The 18,077-nt window shown below is 44.9% G+C and carries 24 protein-coding genes; 22 read left to right on the forward strand and 2 right to left on the reverse strand.

The genetic code is table 11. The features are described 5' to 3' along the window. Nucleotides 1–14 precede the first annotated feature (14 nt). From AC5LIL_RS05860 to AC5LIL_RS05905, 10 genes are all read left to right on the forward strand, one after another. Complete coding sequence (locus AC5LIL_RS05860) at nucleotides 15–2,216, forward strand: 1,4-alpha-glucan branching protein domain-containing protein (protein ID WP_214782350.1); 2,202 nt, start codon at nucleotides 15–17, stop codon at nucleotides 2,214–2,216. 84 nt (nucleotides 2,217–2,300) lie between these two features. Next, nucleotides 2,301–2,465, forward strand: coding sequence for a 50S ribosomal protein L33 (gene rpmG / locus AC5LIL_RS05865; protein WP_255313299.1), 165 nt, complete (start codon nucleotides 2,301–2,303; stop codon nucleotides 2,463–2,465). A gap of 54 nt (nucleotides 2,466–2,519) precedes the next feature. Further along, entirely contained in the window at nucleotides 2,520–3,074 is a 555-nt protein-coding gene (locus AC5LIL_RS05870) for a 5-formyltetrahydrofolate cyclo-ligase (protein WP_214782353.1), read from the forward strand. Then, entirely contained in the window at nucleotides 3,053–3,823 is a 771-nt protein-coding gene (locus tag AC5LIL_RS05875; RefSeq protein ID WP_214782356.1) for a DUF92 domain-containing protein, read from the forward strand. The genes AC5LIL_RS05870 and AC5LIL_RS05875 overlap by 22 nt, the downstream gene beginning before the upstream one ends. A gap of 169 nt (nucleotides 3,824–3,992) precedes the next feature. Continuing rightward, nucleotides 3,993–4,949, forward strand: a complete 957-nt coding sequence (locus AC5LIL_RS05880; protein ID WP_074033328.1) for an L-lactate dehydrogenase — start codon at nucleotides 3,993–3,995, stop codon at nucleotides 4,947–4,949. A gap of 122 nt (nucleotides 4,950–5,071) precedes the next feature. Then, the gene (locus tag AC5LIL_RS05885) at nucleotides 5,072–6,121 is read left to right on the forward strand and encodes a rhomboid family intramembrane serine protease (RefSeq protein ID WP_224861446.1); all 1,050 of its coding nucleotides are present in this window, start codon (nucleotides 5,072–5,074) and stop codon (nucleotides 6,119–6,121) included. Nucleotides 6,122–6,133: 12 nt separating this feature from the next. Next, nucleotides 6,134–7,156 (forward strand): M42 family metallopeptidase, encoded by a 1,023-nt coding sequence (locus tag AC5LIL_RS05890; protein WP_499825201.1) that lies wholly within the window; start codon nucleotides 6,134–6,136, stop codon nucleotides 7,154–7,156. Continuing rightward, nucleotides 7,153–7,347, forward strand: coding sequence for a YqgQ family protein (locus AC5LIL_RS05895; RefSeq protein WP_214782365.1), 195 nt, complete (start codon nucleotides 7,153–7,155; stop codon nucleotides 7,345–7,347). Before AC5LIL_RS05890 ends, AC5LIL_RS05895 begins: the two co-directional genes overlap by 4 nt. 93 nt (nucleotides 7,348–7,440) lie before the next feature. Continuing rightward, nucleotides 7,441–8,403: an ROK family glucokinase gene (locus AC5LIL_RS05900; protein ID WP_214782368.1), complete on the forward strand. Its 963-nt coding sequence runs from the start codon at nucleotides 7,441–7,443 to the stop codon at nucleotides 8,401–8,403. Nucleotides 8,404–8,627: 224 nt separating this feature from the next. Then, nucleotides 8,628–10,544, forward strand: coding sequence for an LTA synthase family protein (locus tag AC5LIL_RS05905; protein ID WP_499825202.1), 1,917 nt, complete (start codon nucleotides 8,628–8,630; stop codon nucleotides 10,542–10,544). A 110-nt stretch (nucleotides 10,545–10,654) separates the two neighbouring features. Here AC5LIL_RS05905 and AC5LIL_RS05910 read toward each other — a convergent pair whose 3' ends face one another. Next, entirely contained in the window at nucleotides 10,655–10,834 is a 180-nt protein-coding gene (locus tag AC5LIL_RS05910) for a DUF2759 domain-containing protein (RefSeq protein ID WP_074033323.1), read from the reverse strand. A gap of 157 nt (nucleotides 10,835–10,991) precedes the next feature. Between AC5LIL_RS05910 and AC5LIL_RS05915 the strand changes: the two genes are divergently transcribed. Next, on the forward strand, nucleotides 10,992–11,612 hold the full coding sequence (locus AC5LIL_RS05915) for an MBL fold metallo-hydrolase (RefSeq protein WP_499825203.1): 621 nt from the start codon (nucleotides 10,992–10,994) through the stop codon (nucleotides 11,610–11,612). 31 nt (nucleotides 11,613–11,643) lie between these two features. Here the strand turns inward: AC5LIL_RS05915 and AC5LIL_RS05920 are convergent, their stop codons facing one another. Next, nucleotides 11,644–11,907 carry a DUF2626 domain-containing protein gene (locus AC5LIL_RS05920; RefSeq protein WP_012726597.1) on the reverse strand — a complete coding sequence of 88 codons (264 nt, stop codon included), beginning with the start codon at nucleotides 11,905–11,907 and terminating at the stop codon, nucleotides 11,644–11,646. 250 nt (nucleotides 11,908–12,157) lie between these two features. Here AC5LIL_RS05920 and AC5LIL_RS05925 point away from each other — a divergent pair, with 250 nt between their 5' ends. The 11 genes from AC5LIL_RS05925 (at nucleotide 12,158) to gcvT (ending at nucleotide 18,070) form a co-directional block, all read left to right on the forward strand. Then, the gene (locus tag AC5LIL_RS05925) at nucleotides 12,158–12,544 is read left to right on the forward strand and encodes a Spx/MgsR family RNA polymerase-binding regulatory protein (RefSeq protein WP_074033321.1); all 387 of its coding nucleotides are present in this window, start codon (nucleotides 12,158–12,160) and stop codon (nucleotides 12,542–12,544) included. Nucleotides 12,545–12,602: 58 nt separating this feature from the next. Continuing rightward, entirely contained in the window at nucleotides 12,603–13,409 is an 807-nt protein-coding gene (locus tag AC5LIL_RS05930; protein WP_499825204.1) for an ATPase, T2SS/T4P/T4SS family, read from the forward strand. Next, nucleotides 13,391–14,368 carry a type II secretion system F family protein gene (locus tag AC5LIL_RS05935; RefSeq protein WP_499825205.1) on the forward strand — a complete coding sequence of 326 codons (978 nt, stop codon included), beginning with the start codon at nucleotides 13,391–13,393 and terminating at the stop codon, nucleotides 14,366–14,368. The genes AC5LIL_RS05930 and AC5LIL_RS05935 overlap by 19 nt, the downstream gene beginning before the upstream one ends. Nucleotides 14,369–14,382: 14 nt before the next feature. Further along, nucleotides 14,383–14,685: a prepilin-type N-terminal cleavage/methylation domain-containing protein gene (locus AC5LIL_RS05940; protein ID WP_214782380.1), complete on the forward strand. Its 303-nt coding sequence runs from the start codon at nucleotides 14,383–14,385 to the stop codon at nucleotides 14,683–14,685. Further along, on the forward strand, nucleotides 14,682–15,113 hold the full coding sequence (locus tag AC5LIL_RS05945) for a prepilin-type cleavage/methylation domain-containing protein (RefSeq protein ID WP_214782383.1): 432 nt from the start codon (nucleotides 14,682–14,684) through the stop codon (nucleotides 15,111–15,113). Before AC5LIL_RS05940 ends, AC5LIL_RS05945 begins: the two co-directional genes overlap by 4 nt. Continuing rightward, nucleotides 15,100–15,336, forward strand: coding sequence for a hypothetical protein (locus tag AC5LIL_RS05950; protein ID WP_214782386.1), 237 nt, complete (start codon nucleotides 15,100–15,102; stop codon nucleotides 15,334–15,336). The genes AC5LIL_RS05945 and AC5LIL_RS05950 overlap by 14 nt, the downstream gene beginning before the upstream one ends. Before the next feature lie 13 nt (nucleotides 15,337–15,349). Then, on the forward strand, nucleotides 15,350–15,754 hold the full coding sequence (locus AC5LIL_RS05955) for a hypothetical protein (protein ID WP_224861438.1): 405 nt from the start codon (nucleotides 15,350–15,352) through the stop codon (nucleotides 15,752–15,754). Further along, nucleotides 15,730–16,029: a hypothetical protein gene (locus tag AC5LIL_RS05960; RefSeq protein WP_214782391.1), complete on the forward strand. Its 300-nt coding sequence runs from the start codon at nucleotides 15,730–15,732 to the stop codon at nucleotides 16,027–16,029. Before AC5LIL_RS05955 ends, AC5LIL_RS05960 begins: the two co-directional genes overlap by 25 nt. Further along, nucleotides 16,022–16,510: a shikimate kinase gene (locus AC5LIL_RS05965; protein WP_214782393.1), complete on the forward strand. Its 489-nt coding sequence runs from the start codon at nucleotides 16,022–16,024 to the stop codon at nucleotides 16,508–16,510. The genes AC5LIL_RS05960 and AC5LIL_RS05965 overlap by 8 nt, the downstream gene beginning before the upstream one ends. Beyond that, the gene (locus AC5LIL_RS05970; RefSeq protein ID WP_214782395.1) at nucleotides 16,507–16,845 is read left to right on the forward strand and encodes a hypothetical protein; all 339 of its coding nucleotides are present in this window, start codon (nucleotides 16,507–16,509) and stop codon (nucleotides 16,843–16,845) included. Before AC5LIL_RS05965 ends, AC5LIL_RS05970 begins: the two co-directional genes overlap by 4 nt. A 148-nt stretch (nucleotides 16,846–16,993) precedes the next feature. Further along, on the forward strand, nucleotides 16,994–18,070 hold the full coding sequence (gcvT, locus tag AC5LIL_RS05975) for a glycine cleavage system aminomethyltransferase GcvT (RefSeq protein WP_214782397.1): 1,077 nt from the start codon (nucleotides 16,994–16,996) through the stop codon (nucleotides 18,068–18,070). The last annotated feature ends 7 nt before the right edge of the window (nucleotides 18,071–18,077 follow it).

Consider the following 18,077-nt stretch of genomic DNA (forward strand, 5'->3'; position numbering starts at 1 on the left):
GAGGACATTCTTACATGAAACCAGGATACTTTTCACTCGTCCTTCATGCTCATTTACCGTACGTTAGGCATGAAGAGAAGCACCGATTAGAAGAAAGATGGGTGTATGAAGCCATCTCAGAAACATATATTCCAATTCTTTGGCAAGTTGACCGCTTGAAGCGGCCATTGCATTGGACAGTCAGTATTTCGCCACCAGTGGTGGAAATGCTCGCAGACCCGCTCATCCAAGACCGATATGTCGAGCACATCGATGAGATGCTCGAATTGATTGCGTTAGAACTCTCAGAGGGAAGAACGGACGAGGAGACGTCGACGTTACATTTCTATGAACAGCGTTATCACGACTTGAAAAATACGTTCCTTCATTGGAATAAAAACTTGAATGAAGCGTTCCGTACATATCGTGAAGCGGGATATATCGACATGGTGACTTGTACGGCGACCCACGGCTTCAACCCACATCTCTTCACGGAGCAGGCGGCACGGGCTGAAATTCGGACAGGTCTCAACTGTTTCGAACGTCACTACGGGTTCCGTCCGACAGGGATTTGGTTGCCAGAGTGTGCATATACACCAGGCGTGGACCGAATTCTTTACGAAGAAGGGATTCGATACACGTTTGTCGATGAACATGCATTGCTCGATGCGGACCCGACTCCTGAAAAAGGCATTGGTGCTCCGGTCTATTCTCCACACGGTGTCGCATTGTTCCCACGAGACCAAATCATCTCGGGTAAAATCTGGAGTTCGATGATTGGATATCCAGGTCACCCTGACTATCGAGAGTTTTATCGAGATTTGGCCTACGACCGAGATTGGGACTATATTCAATCGTTCATGCATCCGGAAGGCATTCGATTCGACACAGGATTAAAAATGCACCGCATCACAGGTGACACCGATCAAAAAGACTTTTATGTACGTGAGTGGGCTGAACATCAAATCGAGAACCATGCGACAGACTTCGCTCAAACGTTAGAAGGGCACCTGGAGGCACATGGCGGACAAACGTTCCCACCGTTCTTGGTCACAGCACCGTTCGATGCGGAATTGTTTGGCCACTGGTGGTTTGAAGGTCCTGAATTTCTTGGGAAAGTCGCAGAGCGACTCGAAGAATTTGGAATCGAAACGATCACGCCAGCAATCTTTCTTGAGCGTCACTTCAAAGATTTACAAACCGTCCATGTTTCCATGAACACATGGGGACGAAAAGGCTACGGTGAAGTTTGGATTAATGAACGAAATGAATGGATGCTCCGTCACCTGCATATGATGGAGATGCAACTCGTCAAAGACGTAGCAGATTATCGTGATCAATCGGATTTGACGAATCGTGCGTTAAAGCAATTGATTCGCCATTATGTGTTGGCTGTATCGAGTGACTGGGCGTTTATCTTAGATGGGCAAACGACAGCACAGTATGCGGCTGAACGCTTCAGAGAGCATACACGACTCTTCGCCGAACTTGAAACGGCGCTTTATCAAGGCACTGTCTCGAACAAGTTGCTCGATGATCATTATGCGGCGTATCCATTCCTTCAAGACGAAGATCTTGATGTCGATTCATTCCTCTCCCCGCACGACTATTACGTGACGACTGAACGAGATGCAGAAGAGTCGGCAATTCTTATGCTGACACCCGAATATCACGGTCATATCGTCGGTGGACTTGGTCATCGTGTCGTCGAGGAAGTGGAGGCGAGAGCAAATGAGGGAGAAACCGTCTATGTGCTGACGCCGTATCACGATGAGTTACCGGAATACGAACGACACGGAAACGTTCATGTGTATCGAGTTCGTCCGACTAGCCCATTTTTAGAGCACGTCATGAATCAGGTTGCCACGCAAAATATTGCGTATGTCAAACTCGTTCATGAACTTTCGAAACGGGTATCATTCAAAGTGATTCATCACTTTGATTGGATGACGATTCCTGCTGCAAGAGAACTTGCGCAATCACTTGCGCTTCCGTTATACTCAACTATGTTGTCCTTTGAAGCGACACGGAACCCGCACGGGCACGGTGGTTTATTCGATGCGATCCATCGTATTGAAAACAGTGTGTTCTCGTCAGCGGAGTACGTTTATGTCGGCGAAGAGCTCTCGATGAACGACCTGAAACAATGGTATAAAGTAAGCGAGAATGTCAACACATGCCTACCTCTTGAATCTTCTCCTTACGGACAGGAATCAATGAAAAAGAACGTGAAATAACCTTGCTTTTTCATAAGAAACTTGGTAGGATAATTGAGTATGCTTAGACTGTAAAGCAAAAGCACTTGATACAACATCATTAAGATGGGAGTGAAAGAAATGCGCGTTAAAATTACATTAGCTTGCACAGAAACAGGCGATCGCACGTACATCACGAAGAAAAACAAACGTAACAACCCAGAGCGCCTTGAGTTGCGCAAATACAACCCACGTCTCCGTCGTCACACGCTTTACCGCGAAGTGAAGTAATGAGGGACCGGCCGTCACATATGTGGCGGCTTTTTTTGTAAGGAGGAATGCGTTGTGGAAGACAAAGCAGCGTTAAGACGAACGGTTCATCAGTATATTAAACAAATGAATAATCGCCAACGAGTTGACCGAATCATCCATCAGCAGTTGTTCGCAACAGAGATGTGGAAAGAAAGCCAGACGATTGCCGTGACATCGTCACTTCCGCTTGAAATCGATACATCGCCAATCATTCATGAAGCGTTTGAAGCAGGAAAAACGGTGTGCGTCCCGAAAGTAACGGAGCAGGGGTTAACGTTTCATATTATTCATTCAGTAGATGACCTTGAGACAGGCGTCATGAATATTTTGGAGCCGACGACCCCGCCGACGACGAAAAGCATCGACCTCTGTCTTGTCCCGGGAAGGGTATTTGACCGGTCTGGATATCGAATCGGTTGGGGTGGAGGATACTATGACCGATTTTTACGTACATATGAAGGGGAGACGGTTTCATTAGCGTACTCCGTTCAATTGGTCGATCAAGTACCGACTGAACCACATGATCTACCTGTTCAGTGGATTGTGACAGAAAAGGAGATGATTCAATGTTCGCCATATTTGTTGTAACTTGTATCGTCGCCTTTCTCGGGTATCGGTTACGCTCCTTGACGATCTCGGGAGCCTTCTTGACAGTGGTGACGGGGGTATTGATCGGGTTATCGTTTGGTTGGTTCGGCCTCTATTTACTCGGCGTATTCTTCTCGACATCTTCACTTGCATCAAAATATCGATCTCGTGATAAACAAAATGTAGATGACATTGTCGAAAAAACGGGAGCGCGCGACGCCATTCAAGTGTTAGCAAACGGTGGGGTAGGGATTCTCTGTGCCCTCGGTTACTTACTGACAGATGACCTCGTCTATCTTTATATGTACATCGTGTCCATTGCGGCAGCGACGAGTGACACGTGGGGATCTGAATTCGGTGTCCTCGCAAAACGTAAACCGCGCTTCATGTTCACGTTTAGAGAAGTTGAGCCGGGAACGAGCGGTGCCGTTTCAACATTTGGGACGGTCATGTCGATTGTAGGCGCATTCGTGATTGTTTGCTCTTCTCTCCTGTTTGTTGAATTGGATATGACATTACTGTTGGCGCTTTGGGGAATCGGACTGAGTGGGAGTGTCATCGATACATTGCTCGGGGCGACGGTTCAACGGAAGTTTCGCTGTACAGTTTGTGGAAAGCTGACGGAAAAGAAAGTTCATCATCAAGTTCCTACAACATATGTGTCAGGGTGGCGTGTGCTAGGGAATGATGCAGTCAATTTTTTATCCGTTCTTGGAGCGGCGTCTATTTGTTTTTTGGTATTCGGATGAGGGTAGTACAGAAAATGAAGATGTTTCAAATGAATGTGAATGTTGTCACAATATCGCCAAAGTGAAAACGGTTTCCACTGTAGTTAGGGTTTGTGAATGATGTTACAATCTTGTTGTAACAGAGATAACAAAAACATGAAACAGATTGATCGAAGGGTGGAGAATCAATATGGAAACATTAAATCATGCTAAAGTAACGCGCGTCGCACTTGTAGGGGCAGGGGCAGTTGGAGCGAGCTTTGCGTACCAGTTAACGACAGCAAGCCTTTGTGAAGAACTCGTCATCATTGACATCAACAAGGCAAAAGCAGAAGGGGAAGCGATGGACTTGAACCACGGCGTCTCGTTCGCGTCTTCACCGATGCGTGTATGGGCAGGGGATTACGCAGACTGTGGTGTAGCAGACATCGTCGTCATTACTGCAGGTGCACCGCAACGTCCAGGTGAGACTCGTCTTGACCTTGTCGAAAAAAATGCGAAGATCATGAAATCGATGATTTCAGATATTATGGATTCTGGTTTTGATGGCATTATCATTATCGCCTCAAACCCGGTCGACATTATGACACATTTGGCTTGGAAGTATTCAGGACTACCTAAACATCGCGTCTTCGGCTCAGGAACTGTACTCGACACGTCGCGTTTACGTTACATGCTTGGCGACTATTTCAATGTCGACCCACGTAACTGTCATGCCTATATCATGGGTGAGCACGGTGACACTGAGTTTGCTGCTTGGAGTAATGCTCGTATCTATGGAAAGTCTGTTGAGCAGTTACTTGAAGAGCATGATGAATATAACTGGCAAGACCTTGAAGACATATATGTGAACGTACGTGATGCGGCTTATCACATCATCGAACGTAAAGGTGCGACATACTATGCCATTGGACTCGGATTACTCCGTTTGGTCAAAGCGGTCCTTCGTAATGAGAACACGTTGCTGACAGTCGGTGCTCATCTTGATGGGGAATACGGTTTACACGATATTCATATCGGGGTACCGGCAATCATCAACCGTCAGGGCGTGCGTGAGGTCGTTGAGATTGAGTTGTCAGAAGAAGAACATCAAAAAATGCAACATTCTGCGAACGTCCTAATGAAAACGATGGAACCTGTCTTGTAATTGCGATATATGAGTGCCCGTAGCCGTAAAGGTTGCGGGTTTTTTTGTACGTTTGAGGCAAGCCACGACTTTGTCGTGAGGTACAACGTGATTTACAATAGAATGAGAGAGGAGGGATTTTGTTGGCGACTTGCTTCTGGGAAGACATTTATCAAGCGGTCGAGAACGGTGGACGAATCGAAGGGATATTAGAACCGTCCCGTGCAGTCATCTTGTTTGATACAAAAGCAGGTGATCGCTATGACTTATACGTTCAAACTGAAAAAGCGTGGGCGAATCATGTCGGTACTGACATTAACGCAATCTTGAGCGCCTTTCGTCTGTCTCGTATTGGACGAAAGCGTTTGACGATTCACATATATGGTGACCGTCTCGTTGATGAAGAGCGGGTCGACTCCATGACGTTCCCGATTCCAGCGAGAGTGACAGTATCTCGCTCGATTTGTACACCTACGATGGAGGACGACCGTTTTCGACTGCTCGCGGTTGCAATGGATCGAAAGAAGAAAGCGGAGTTAAAGAAACGATTCTCCTTTGGTAAACCGCAAGTAGTTTACGGCTTGATGTTCATCACGTTTTTAGTCATGTGGCTAGCTGAATCAGTCGGTTCGACATTCGACCCGAACACGTTGATCGCATTCGGTGCGAAAGTGAACCCACTCATCGAAGAAGGGGAATGGTGGCGGTTAATTACGCCAATGTTTCTGCATATCGGATGGTTCCATTTTGCCATCAATATGTTTGCGCTCTGGTCACTTGGTCCGCTCGTTGAACGAATGTACGGCTCCCTCCGCTTTTTCATCATCTACGTGGTCGGTGGGATTTTAGCGACGACAGCATCGTACGCGTTCAGTGAATCCATTTCAGCGGGGGCATCAGGAGCCTTATTTGGTTTGGTCGGTGCCTTACTCTATTTTGGACTGCGGGATCGTTCGCTCTTTATGAAGACACTCGGACCTCCGCTCTTTATTATGTTAGGATTAAATGTAGGACTCGCGTTCGTATTGGGTGCGAACTTGGATCATTTTGCACACGCGGGTGGTTTACTAGGTGGATTCGTCGTCTCTGGTGTCGTCGGATTGCCTGATGAGGAAAATCGAACACAACGCATCTTATTTTCTGTGCTCACGGCCATGTTGTTTGGTCTACTATACGGGTATGGATCTTGGTAAGGGGAGAATATGATGATAGAAACACTGAAAACATTAGTTGAAATCCCGAGTCCGTCTGGTATGACGGAGGAGGCGATCGGATTTGCAGAAAATAAACTCCAAACACTCGGTGTGAAGACGTCTCGTTTACATAAAGGGGCGTTGCTCGCGACGTTCCCAGGACGTTCGGACGAGGCGCGTCTTTTGACGGCGCACGTTGATACCCTTGGGGCGATGGTCAAGGACATCTTGCCGAGCGGACGCATACGTCTCACGCAAGTGGGTGGATACGCTTGGACGGCGATCGAAGGAGAAAACTGTCTCATTCATCGCGAGGAGGGGGAGGCGATCGAAGGAACCATCCTCGTCCATCAGTCGAGCGTTCATGTGTATAAAGACACGAACTCTGCAGAACGCTCTGCTTCAAACATTGAAGTTCGATTGGATGAGAAAGTCCATTCTCGTGAAGATGTGACGGCACTTGGAATTGAAATCGGTGACTTTGTGTCATTTGATCCACGATTCAAGGTGACGTCTTCCGGATACATCAAATCTCGTCATTTGGACGACAAGGCTTCTGTGGCCATCTTTTTAGACCTAGCTAAAGATTTGGTTAATGATGATTTGCCACATACGGTCCACTTCTTAATCTCGAATTATGAAGAAGTCGGATTCGGGGGGAATGCCGGCATTCCTGAAAATGTTGTGGAATACATTGCCGTCGATATGGGGGCGCTCGGAGATGGTCAACATTCAGATGAATATACGGTTTCGATTTGTGCCAAAGATTCATCTGGACCATATGATATTAGCTTGCGCCGTAAGTTTACTTCAATATGTAAGGCGCATGACATCGCTTATAAAGTGGATATCTATCCTTATTATGGCTCGGATGCGTCGGCTGCGATCCGTGCAGGCTACGATGTGAAGCACGCTTTGATTGGTCCAGGAATTGAGTCAAGTCATAGTTATGAACGGACACATGTGACGTCTATGGAAGCGACAAGAGAATTGTTAAATCGTTATGTCTTGTCAACGATGGAGGAAGAAGCATGAAAAACTTTTATGATGTCCAACAGTTTTTAAAATCGTTCGGAACCATTATTTACATCGGGGAGCGGGATGCTGAAATCTCACTGATGATGATGGAACTCGACGAGTTGTATGAAGGGGGCATCATCGAGCAGCGTGTATACGATACGGCGAAAATCATTTTGACCCACGAATTGAAAAATTCAAGAGATTGACAGAAATCCCCTTAGTGCAAAGGGTTGCACTAAGGGGATAATAGTGTACACTATTGAATGAAAGCGATTTAGTTGAGATGAGGAGTGAACGGTATGAAATGGTTATTAGGGATCGACATCGGTGGTACAACGGTGAAGATGGCTGTTTTAGACATGAATGGCATCATTTCTGATAAGTGGGAAGTTAAAACGGATATTCGAGAAAACGGTGTACATATACCAAAAGACATCGCAGCCTCATTTGAAACGTATTTAGAGACGTCAGGCAAGAAGAAAGAAGACTTCGCAGGTGCAGGTATCGGAGCCCCTGGATTCATCAATTTCTCTGAAGGTGTTGTCGAGTATTCACCGAACATCGGATGGAAAGACTTCGCTCTTGTGAGTGAGTTCGAAAAAGCGGTCGGACTCCCCGCTGTCCTCGAAAACGATGCGAATGCCGCTGCCCTCGGGGAAATGTGGAAGGGTGCAGGTGAAGGTGCATCCGAATTACTTGCCATCACGCTCGGTACAGGCGTCGGTGGTGGCGTCATCACGAACGGAAACATCGTTCATGGTACGGCTGGTATGGCAGGAGAAATCGGTCATATCACCGTCGAACGAGATGAGGCGAAAGCTGTAAAATGTGGCTGTGGCCGATTAGGGTGTATCGAAACGATTGCCTCTGCGACAGGTATTTCACGTTTAGCGTTGCAAAAACGGAAAAATCAAGATACTTCGTTGAACGAATTGAAAGAAGTGACGGCACGTGACGTATTCGAAGCTTATAAAGCTGGGGATACAATCGCGACAGAAGTGATTGACGAGATGACAGAATATCTCGGATTGACAATCTCGAATATCGCCAACACACTCAACCCGAAAATGATCGTCATCGGTGGCGGCGTCTCAAAAGCAGGGACAGCATTGCTTGAACCGCTTGATGCTCAGTTCAAGCGTTTCGCACTCGAACGTGTCTATGAGTCGACGACGTTTAAAATCGCTGAACTTGAAAATGATGCCGGAGTCATCGGTTGTGGCTGGTTAGCACGCAAACACTTCCTTCCGACACGCGTATAAAACTGACACGTCTGCACATTGCAGGCGTGTTTTCTTATGGGAAAGGGTATGGGATATTGTAAAATTTGTAACGTCACAGTTGATTTTTTATTAAAAAAGGGGTAAGATTTGGACTTGATACTGGACGTGTACTATTCAAATCGAATTGTACAATGTATGAACAAATATAAAAATAAATGGCTATAAAAACATGCCGAAAACTGAAAAGAGGAGGAGACCGTCAGATGAATTCATCTCAACGCTTCTCGAAGCTATCGACGAGACTGAACGATACGGTCTGCGCTTCGTTTCAAGAATATCGTCTATTTTGGATATTTACGTTATTGCTTTGGACGAAGACGTATATCGTCTATCAATTTTTCTTCAACATTCCGATTGAAAACACCGCACAAGCCTTTATCCTACTGATCAGCCCGATCAGTTCGACATTATTCTTGTTTGCCTTCCATTTCTTCTTTAAAGGAAACAAACAAAAATGGGTGCTCTACACGCTTTACGCGCTCGCATCCTTCATCTTGTTTGCGGATGCCGTGTATTATCGTGAATTTACGGACTATTTAACGATGCCGGTCATTATGCAACCATCGAACATGGAGACGCTGTCGACATCGTTCACATCACTTCTCGAATGGAAAGACTTAATCATTCTTGGTGACGTTTTTGTCTTACCGTTTATCTTATGGCGTATGAATATGAAAGAGAATGCTGCTTCACATCGTCGCGCACTCGTGACATTCGTTGCAGCTGTATCGGTATTCTTGTTCAACCTTTCTTTGGCGGAAACAGAGCGTCCGGAATTGTTGACTCGTTCATTCGACCGTGAGCTATTAGTGAAAAACATCGGAACGTTTAACTTCCATGTGTATGACGCGATGCTTCAAACGAAAACATCTGCTCAAAAAGCGATGGCTGACGAATCAGAGCTTGCAACGATTGAACAATTCACTCGTCAGAACTATGCTGCACCGAACCCTGATTTGTTCGGTAAATATAAAGGGAAAAACGTGATTGTTGTGTCGTTCGAATCTGCACAAAACTTCACACACAACATGAAAGCGCCGAACGGTGAATTTATCACGCCGAACTTGAACAAACTGATTGAAGAGTCTCACTATTGGCCAAACTACTACCATACAGTAGGTCAAGGGAAGACATCAGATGCGGAGTTTGCGCTCGATAACTCACTATATGGCCTACCGCGTGGTGCCGTATACTTTACGAACGCGGACAACGAATATCAAGCACTTCCAGAGTTGATTAAAGAAGATAACTATTATTCGGCCGTCTTCCATGCGAACAATAAATCGTTCTGGAACCGCGACCAAATGTATAAAAATATCGGTGTCGATCAATTCTTTGATGAAAAGAGCTACGATCTCGGAAATCCAGAAGACATGACAGAATGGGGTCTCTTAGATGATAGTTTCTTCGAACAATCGATTCCAATGCTTCAAGAGTTGCCTGAACCGTATTATGCGAAGTTCATCACATTGACGAACCACTTCCCATATACGATGCCAAGCGAAGACTATGAACTCGTACCGAAGTTCGAGACAAGTTCAACAACGTTAAATAACTTCCCGCAGGCGCTTGCATATCAAGACTATGCACTCGGTCTCTTCATCGATCAATTGAAAGAGAACGGAATGTGGGATGATACGATTTTCGTAGTTTATGGTGACCATTATGGTATCTCGACGAACCACAACAATGCGATGGCAGAGTTGCTCGGTAAAGAAGAGTTGACACCATATGACGTGGCGAAGTTACAACAGGTGCCGTTTGCGATTCACTTGCCGGATCAAGAAAAAGGTGAAGTGCATGAAACAATCGGAAGTCACGTCGACATGAAACCGACAATCTTGCATTTACTTGGAATTGACACGTCGGACACAATCGGATTCGGGAATGACTTGTTCTCTGAAAACCGAAATAGTCGTGCAATCTTCCGAGATGGTACGGTTGTGACGGATGAATATGTATGGACACAATCAACTTGTTACAATGCTACTTCTGGAGAAGTGGTTGAGGACACAACACTTTGTGGTCCAATGACGGAAGAAGCGGAAAAAATCTTACAAATGAACGATGATTTGATCTATTCCGACCTTCTCCGCTTTAAAGAACAAACGAATGAATAACCTAAAAACGAACCAAACCACTATGTGATTTGGTTCGTTTTTTATATCGAGGAATTATAGGCACAAAAAAAGCGACCGAAGTCGCTTGATGATTGCTTGATACAAATCCATTAACCTGGAATACCGCCGTAGATTAACGTGGCAACACCAAAGAATCCGAATACGAGTACAGTTAAACCTGCAACTGCGAGTGGAAAGAATTGGCGTTTTTTGAATGAACGAATCATTCCCCATACAGCCACAATCGCGACGATGACAGAAATCCATCCGAACGGTTCATACAAATGCATGACGAGTTCCCCCTTTAATTATACGTCATGAAATTCATAAAAATTTCACTGAAATATCATTATTATTTTATCCGATTATTGAGGCGCTGTCGAGTAAAGGTTGACATCGATACAATTTTGCCACAATATTGTTTTGAGTGAGAGGGGGATCAATCATATGCAAGTGAAGAAGATTACGTCAGGCTTAGCGCAGGAGAATGGATACGTCCTTGAAAAAGAAGGTAGTATCGTCATCATCGACCCAGGAACGGATGACCCAAGATTTTTCGAGGTGATTGATCGTCTTGGTACACCCGCTGCGATTTTGTTGACTCACGCCCATTTTGATCACATTGGAGGAGTGGATGCACTCCGTGAACGCTATAAAGTTCCAGTATATGTCCATCGTCTCGAAAGTGATTGGTTGACGAATGGAGAAAAGAACGGAGCGCACGCTTTCAATCTTCCTGTACCGGCGATGAAGCCGGCTGAAAAGGTATATGAAGGCGATACGTTGACTATCGGCAATTTTACATTCGATCTTTATCACACCCCTGGTCATTCACCAGGTAGCGTCGTGTTATACATGGCGGATGAAAAGATTGCGTTTTGCGGTGACTTGATTTTTAAACAATCAGTCGGTCGTACCGATTTATTCGGAGGCGATCAGGCGACGTTGATGGGATCCATTGAACGCATGAAGCACTTGATTCCGGGTGCGACGGTTCTTTATCCAGGTCACGGACCAAAAACAACGCTTGAAGAAGAGAAGCAAACAAATCCATTCTTCAAGCAATAAAAAAAGATTGTCTCGTCGGAGACAATCTTTTTTACATTTGGAAGTTGCTCCAATACGTAAAGACAACGAAGAAAATTGTCAAATACGCGCCGAAGACGTATACATATGTTTTTTCAGTAAGCTTTAAGTAGCCAAGTGCGACGAAGAAAATCGTTTGTGCTAAGAAGACAAGTCCCATAACGATAAAGTCACCAGTATGTTCACTACTACTTTGGTCGCCGCCTAGTGCGCCTACGAAAGCAAGTGCCGCCACTAGCCCAGTCCAGAAGCCTAGGACACGAAACATTCTTGCCATGTTAATCCCCCCATACGTGCATTATTCCATTCTCATTCACTATTTTACCAACACATTCGAAAAAATGCTATGGAAACGTGAGAATTGAGCAAAATAATCGTGAAAAATATGTGAAATCAATACGGAAAATAAAGTTGTACAAAATTTATAAAAAAGTTGTACAAAATATGTACAAACAGGGTATAAGAGATGTATAATCAACTTATACAAAATGAGCGAAGTGAAAAGTTGAAATGAGGAGGAACATAAAATGGCATCAGAATTAATGTTTTACACGTACCCGAGCTGTACTTCTTGCCGGAAGACGAAAGCGTTTTTACAGGAACAAGAACTTCAAGTGAGTGAACGTCACATTTTCAGAGATGCACCGACTGTCGACGAATTACTACAACTCCTTGCGATTAGTGAAGAAGGTGTAGATTCTCTTCTTGCTACTAGAAGCCAAGCCTTCAAACAACTCGACGTTGATGTTGAGGATTTGAAGCTGAGCGAACTACTCAAACTGATGAGTGAAAATCCAAAATTGTTAAAACGTCCGATTTTAACAGACGGAAAAGAAGTCATTGTCGGTTATGACAAGGTTTCAATCGAAACATATGCACGTCGTCATCATGTCGTTTCGACACAAGTTTCATAAGACAAGTCCACTTTCAATAGAGTGGGCTTTTTTTTATGCTGTTCTCGAGGTGAGCGGAATGAAGGAGCTTATTGAACAACTGATGATTGTGGCGAGAGAGGCGGGGGCAAGCGATCTTCATTTTATACCGAGTACGCATGAAGTGAAGATCCAAATCCGATCAGATATGAGACTGCTTGATCTTCAGTCGATGGATATCAATCAATACGACCGTCTCACACTTCATATGCGATATTGGTGTTCGTTACCGGACACGAATCAACGTGTGCCTCAGTCAGGCGTGTATGAACTTGATCGAGAAGTCATCCGCGTAACATTTCTCCCATCATTTACTCAAACATTGATGTCCTGGAGGGTACCAAATCAAGCGTTTGAGCTTCATCACTTGTTGAGACCAGGGGACGTTGAACGTTTTCAAGAAATGTCTGCATCGCGACATGGTCTCCTGTTAATCGGAGGTGCTACTGGTGCGGGCAAGACGACAATATTGTATGCGCTTCTTAATCACTTAAAGCGTGAGCGGATCGTCACGATTGAAAATCCTCCAGAACAAAAGATTGATGGGGTGATTCAACTCGAGGTGAATGCAAAAGCAGGGTTGAATCATCGACAGTTATTAAAAGAAACGTTACGTGCCGACCCAGACATCATTGTAATCGGAGAGGTACGGACAGAGGAAGAGTTAAACGTCGCCTACGATGCTGCACTCAGTGGGCATTTGACGATTACTACGTTTCATACAGCGACGATTCAGGATGGGGAGAAACGGCTTGAACAATTGCTCGGAAAATCGTCAGTAAAAAGACATTGGTGTGTACTAACGCGTGATCAGGAGGTGACGTGTGAATGGGCAACGCTTCAGTAAAACCACCAATTCAATTGATTCACCGTTTTCTGCGTCTTCAATCCCGAGGTGTATCGTTGAAAGCCACAATGGAAACACTTGAATATCATGAAAAAGGAAACAGGAAAGCGGATGTTCAAGAGATGAGGGCACAACTTGAATCTGGTACTTCTTTAGCGGACGTGTTCTCGCTAATCATCACAAATCGCCAAATGCAAGAAATATTGATGACAGCCGATCGGAACGGGCGGTTTATGGATGGGTTATCTCAAGTCGTTTTAGTTTTAGAAATGCGGATACGGTTGAAGGAAGAATTGAAGCGACTCATTCGGTATCCTTTAATCATTTTCTTTATCCTGCTCGGTCTTGGGATGGTCTATGCGTTGTACATTTTCCCAAAGCTGATGGGGATGGTTGATGTGTCCACATATGAGGGAGCAGGTTCAATTTTACTATCGAAATGGTTCTTTCCAGCTCTGTTTTCTGTATTTGTGTTGCTTGGGATCACGGTCTACATGCTGCATCGACGAGGTGTAGAACTACCGTTTTACATATGGAACCGTGGTAAAACTCTGTACCTGACTTATTTGTTTGTCAGCGAATTGTCGTTATTACAACAGACGGAAACGAACATCAGGCAAATTATCAGTCGTCTCGCTAATGAAAAGGGGGAGATGGCTGAAATGGCAAATCGGATTCACAAACGGTTGTCTGCCGGTGAAGGAATCGAAATGGCAGTCAAACAGGAAAGATTTATTGACTATGAAGTTGTCAGCTTGTTAGGAGTAGGGTCGATGAGTGGAGAACTCGGTGAATTGATGTCACTTCATCGAGAACTAGTATTCGAAGAAATGGAACAATATAGTCGTCAATTGATCGAAAAAGTAGAGCCGGCACTTTATGGAGTGCTCAGCGTCATGGTTGGCACCTTATTCTATACTCTTTATTTGCCTGTAAAACTTATCATGGCTCAATTATGAAAGGGGACATTCACATGAAGGAAGAACAAGGATTCACGCTTGTTGAGATGGCTGCAGTCTTACTCATTATTTCAATTTTACTGTTATTACTCGTGCCGACGCTGACAGAAGGAAAGTCACGGGCGGACCAAGTGAGTTGTGAGGGAAGTGTCCGAATCGTCGAGTCAGAAATCAATTTACACTATGCCGAACATAAATCATACCCTGCCACATTAGAAGTGATTAAACGTGCTTCTGAAACGGATCCACTAGTGTATAGTTGTCAATCGTCAGCCTACACGTATTCTCCACTTGATGGTTCGCTGAAGAAACAATGAAAGGCTATACGTTTGTCGAGATGGCGTGGGTACTCGTGATCATTTCCTTCCTCATACTGATCAGTAGTCCTGTAGTGAAGCCTTTTGAGCGACTTGAACTATTTGATTTTACAGATACGTTAGTGACGAATATTCAAGAAGCGGGACAATACCCGTACATTTCGGAAAATGGAAGTTGCGTGCCAAAGTTGATTTGGGTGGCTAAACAGCGAAGGTATTTGATCATGTGTGGAATGACGTTAGTGCGAAGGGTGGACGTACCGGAAGGAATCATTGTTTATCTTCCGACCTACAATACCATCACCTTCTCCCAGGCAACAGCTTCCTATGCAGGACAGTGGAAATTTGTCAGTGGGAAAACATCTGTCACGTTTAAATTTCGACTTGGAACGTATGAACCGGAGGTGATCATCCATGAAGGGGGATGAGAAAGGATTCTCGTTATGGGAAGTGATTGTGAGCCTAGCGGTTGTAATGGGCTGGGTACTCATTTTGACGTCGTTTGTGACACAAGGAAATGACCAAGTCGCAAGGTTGCGTGACACGTTGTTCATTTATGAACGATTACAAGGAGAGGTGCTGCTTGAAGCCGCTGAACCGACTGGGTGTGAAGAAGTGTGTGAAAAGGGTTTTTGCTTACCGACGCTTTGATCCGGGGTTTACCATGTTAGAAATGACGGCAGTATTGTTGATTCTTCCCATCTTTATATTATTGTTGGTCGAATTGCTCACGCTTGGTCAACGCCTTTACGAACAACCGAAGTGGGAACACCATACGACTCCCCAACTCATTGTGCGTCGCTTGCAGAACAGCAAAAATTGTCGCGTCGATGAGGGGCGATTAAGAGGTGATTTTCTTAAGGTAGATGAAGAAGTGTGGCCATGGACAATCAAACAGTTGAACGGGAACTTGGTCATGGTCGGAGACGGAGGAGGGAACTTGTTATTTTTAAGAGGAATCGATCAGTATCGCGTCGAAACGGTCGGTATGGGATTTCGAATCTCTTGGAAAGATTCAACTTTCGAGAGGGAGCGGTACGTCATGTGTATGAAAGAGGATTCTTTCTAATCACTACGTTGACAATCGTCGTGTGGTTACTTGGTATTGCATTATTTTGGTATACTGATGTAGAACGAACGACGAAACGAATCTCAGATGAGATATTGGCCATACGTTTTGAATCCCACTTGTTATTGGCGAAAGAACGCTGTGGCAATCAACCGGTAACGCTCACCAAACCGACGGGTACGGTGATGTGTCGTCCGATTGCACCGAATCGAACGGAAGTGGAGATGGTGTTGATATCTGGTGAACGTCATAAAGAGGTGATTGCTTATGAATAAGAAACCGTTTTATATCGTGGGATTTATGGGTACAGGTAAGTCTACCTTGTTCAATTTTATGCAAGAACATGGAGACGTCGTGGACCTTGATGAAGAAATCGAAGCCTGGATTGGAACCGACATCGCTACATATTTTGACCAATACGGGGAGTCAGCGTTTCGTGACGTAGAATCAAAAGTTCTTCAGCGGATCGATGCTGACTTTGTCCTCACGGGTGGTGGTATTGTCGAACGCCCTGAAAACATACGTTGGATGCGCGAACACGGTAAAATCATTCATTTAGACTTACCATTTGAGGAATGCTGGGCACGGATCAAAGATTCGGATCGACCGCTGGTGAAAAAAGGAGAGTCAGAAGTTCGGGCATTATACAACCGACGGACCACTTTTTATCAAGAAGCTGACGAGACGATTGATGCATCTCAGACACCGCGGTGTATTGCAGAACAGATTATCCGGATGAAGGAGGAAAAAGTATGATTTGGATTAACCTTGCAGTTCTTTTATTCGCCATCATTGGACTTGGTGTATATGGATATTTGTTATTTAAAAAACAGATGAAGCCGACGTTTGGAAGACTAAACCGTTTGACGGAACGATTTAAGATTCGTGCTGACGTCATCAACCAACAAGTCACTGAAATCAAAGGGCATGTGGACGCGGTCAACCGTTCCGTTACGCAAATCAAAGATTTCGGCATCAAAGCTAAAGACGAATCGATTGAATTGAAACGGGCGACAGTCGGGCTGACACATGAAATCAAACGTACAGCGGGAATCGAACGCTCTGACGTTTCCACCGAGACAAAAATATGAAATAATGAGGATGAAAACGTTTTCGTTTTTCATCCTTTTTCTTTTTCGCTTTTTTAACTATGCAGAAAGAATAAAAATTGTTAAAGTGGAATGGAAAACGAAAGATTTCAAAAACAAAAGCATTTTATGTTCGGGATTGGGGGATATTATGGAAAAGGTTACTTTGAAACGTACGCCTTTGTTCGAATTGATTGAACCGAAGGCGAAGATGGTTGATTTTGCGGGGTTCGAAATGCCGATAATGTTTTCTTCGATCAAAGAAGAGCATCAGGCTGTACGTCAAAACGTGGGGATGTTTGATGTATCTCACATGGGAGAAATTCGGGTTGAAGGACCGGACGCTCTAGAACAAGTGCAGAATCTTGTGACGAACGATGTCTCAAAGATTAAAGTCGGTCAAGCGCAGTACAACCTTCTCTGTCTCGAGAATGGTGGCGTAGTGGATGACTTACTCGTTTACCGGTTAGATGAAGATGCTTATTGGCTCGTCGTCAATGCCTCGAATATCGAAAAAGACGAGGCGCACATTCGTCAATTTGTTAGTGGCGACGTCACGGTGACGAATGAGTCTGATGAATATGGCCAAATTGCCATTCAAGGCCCAAATGCGGAAGCTGTTCTTCAAACGATTACGAACGTAGCGCTTGACGAAGTTGGTTTCTTTAAATTTATAAACGGCGATGTGGCGGGTGTTGCTTCGATCATTTCGCGAAGTGGTTATACGGGAGAAGACGGATTCGAGATTTATGCGCGGGCAGAAGGGATCTCAGCAATCTGGGAAGCGCTTGAAGCAGAGGGTGTTACACCTTGCGGGTTAGGTTCACGAGATACGCTACGGTTTGAAGCGTGCCTTCCGCTCTATGGGCATGAACTAGATGAGTCGGTTACTCCGTTCGAGGCGAACCTTAATTTTGCGGTCAAATTAGATACGGACTTTATTGGAAAAGAGGCGCTCGCCACACAAAAAGAAAACATCCCGAACCGGATGATGGGCTTGAGATTGCTTGGTCGCGGAATCGCACGTCAAGGCGCGCAAGTAGAAGTCGATGGGAACGTCGTTGGAGTCGTTACTACTGGTACAATGCCTCCGACAGTCAATGAGTCGATCGCCTGGGCACGTGTGGATGCACGGTATAAAGATGAAGAGCGATTTGTTATCGACATTCGTGGCAAAAAGATTGAAGCCGAACGCGTACCGACACCTTTCTATAAACGAACGAAATGAAACAGGG

Source organism: Exiguobacterium sp. RM11, from assembly GCF_059821525.1.

Excerpts from the sequence above, each read along its gene's own strand:
- AC5LIL_RS05860 (WP_214782350.1), top strand. The coding sequence starts at position 15 with ATGAAACCAGGATACTTTTCACTCGTCCTTCATGCTCATTTACCGTAC.
- rpmG (WP_255313299.1), top strand. The coding sequence starts at position 2,301 with ATGGGAGTGAAAGAAATGCGCGTTAAAATTACATTAGCTTGCACAGAA.
- AC5LIL_RS05875 (WP_214782356.1), top strand. The coding sequence starts at position 3,053 with ATGTTCGCCATATTTGTTGTAACTTGTATCGTCGCCTTTCTCGGGTAT.
- AC5LIL_RS05880 (WP_074033328.1), top strand. The coding sequence starts at position 3,993 with ATGGAAACATTAAATCATGCTAAAGTAACGCGCGTCGCACTTGTAGGG.
- AC5LIL_RS05890 (WP_499825201.1), top strand. The coding sequence starts at position 6,134 with ATGATAGAAACACTGAAAACATTAGTTGAAATCCCGAGTCCGTCTGGT.
- AC5LIL_RS05895 (WP_214782365.1), top strand. The coding sequence starts at position 7,153 with ATGAAAAACTTTTATGATGTCCAACAGTTTTTAAAATCGTTCGGAACC.
- AC5LIL_RS05900 (WP_214782368.1), top strand. The coding sequence starts at position 7,441 with ATGAAATGGTTATTAGGGATCGACATCGGTGGTACAACGGTGAAGATG.
- AC5LIL_RS05905 (WP_499825202.1), top strand. The coding sequence starts at position 8,628 with ATGAATTCATCTCAACGCTTCTCGAAGCTATCGACGAGACTGAACGAT.
- AC5LIL_RS05910 (WP_074033323.1), bottom strand. The coding sequence starts at position 10,834 with ATGCATTTGTATGAACCGTTCGGATGGATTTCTGTCATCGTCGCGATT.
- AC5LIL_RS05915 (WP_499825203.1), top strand. The coding sequence starts at position 10,992 with ATGCAAGTGAAGAAGATTACGTCAGGCTTAGCGCAGGAGAATGGATAC.
- AC5LIL_RS05920 (WP_012726597.1), bottom strand. The coding sequence starts at position 11,907 with ATGGCAAGAATGTTTCGTGTCCTAGGCTTCTGGACTGGGCTAGTGGCG.
- AC5LIL_RS05925 (WP_074033321.1), top strand. The coding sequence starts at position 12,158 with ATGGCATCAGAATTAATGTTTTACACGTACCCGAGCTGTACTTCTTGC.
- AC5LIL_RS05930 (WP_499825204.1), top strand. The coding sequence starts at position 12,603 with ATGAAGGAGCTTATTGAACAACTGATGATTGTGGCGAGAGAGGCGGGG.
- AC5LIL_RS05935 (WP_499825205.1), top strand. The coding sequence starts at position 13,391 with ATGGGCAACGCTTCAGTAAAACCACCAATTCAATTGATTCACCGTTTT.
- AC5LIL_RS05940 (WP_214782380.1), top strand. The coding sequence starts at position 14,383 with ATGAAGGAAGAACAAGGATTCACGCTTGTTGAGATGGCTGCAGTCTTA.
- AC5LIL_RS05945 (WP_214782383.1), top strand. The coding sequence starts at position 14,682 with ATGAAAGGCTATACGTTTGTCGAGATGGCGTGGGTACTCGTGATCATT.
- AC5LIL_RS05950 (WP_214782386.1), top strand. The coding sequence starts at position 15,100 with ATGAAGGGGGATGAGAAAGGATTCTCGTTATGGGAAGTGATTGTGAGC.
- AC5LIL_RS05955 (WP_224861438.1), top strand. The coding sequence starts at position 15,350 with ATGTTAGAAATGACGGCAGTATTGTTGATTCTTCCCATCTTTATATTA.
- AC5LIL_RS05965 (WP_214782393.1), top strand. The coding sequence starts at position 16,022 with ATGAATAAGAAACCGTTTTATATCGTGGGATTTATGGGTACAGGTAAG.
- AC5LIL_RS05970 (WP_214782395.1), top strand. The coding sequence starts at position 16,507 with ATGATTTGGATTAACCTTGCAGTTCTTTTATTCGCCATCATTGGACTT.
- gcvT (WP_214782397.1), top strand. The coding sequence starts at position 16,994 with ATGGAAAAGGTTACTTTGAAACGTACGCCTTTGTTCGAATTGATTGAA.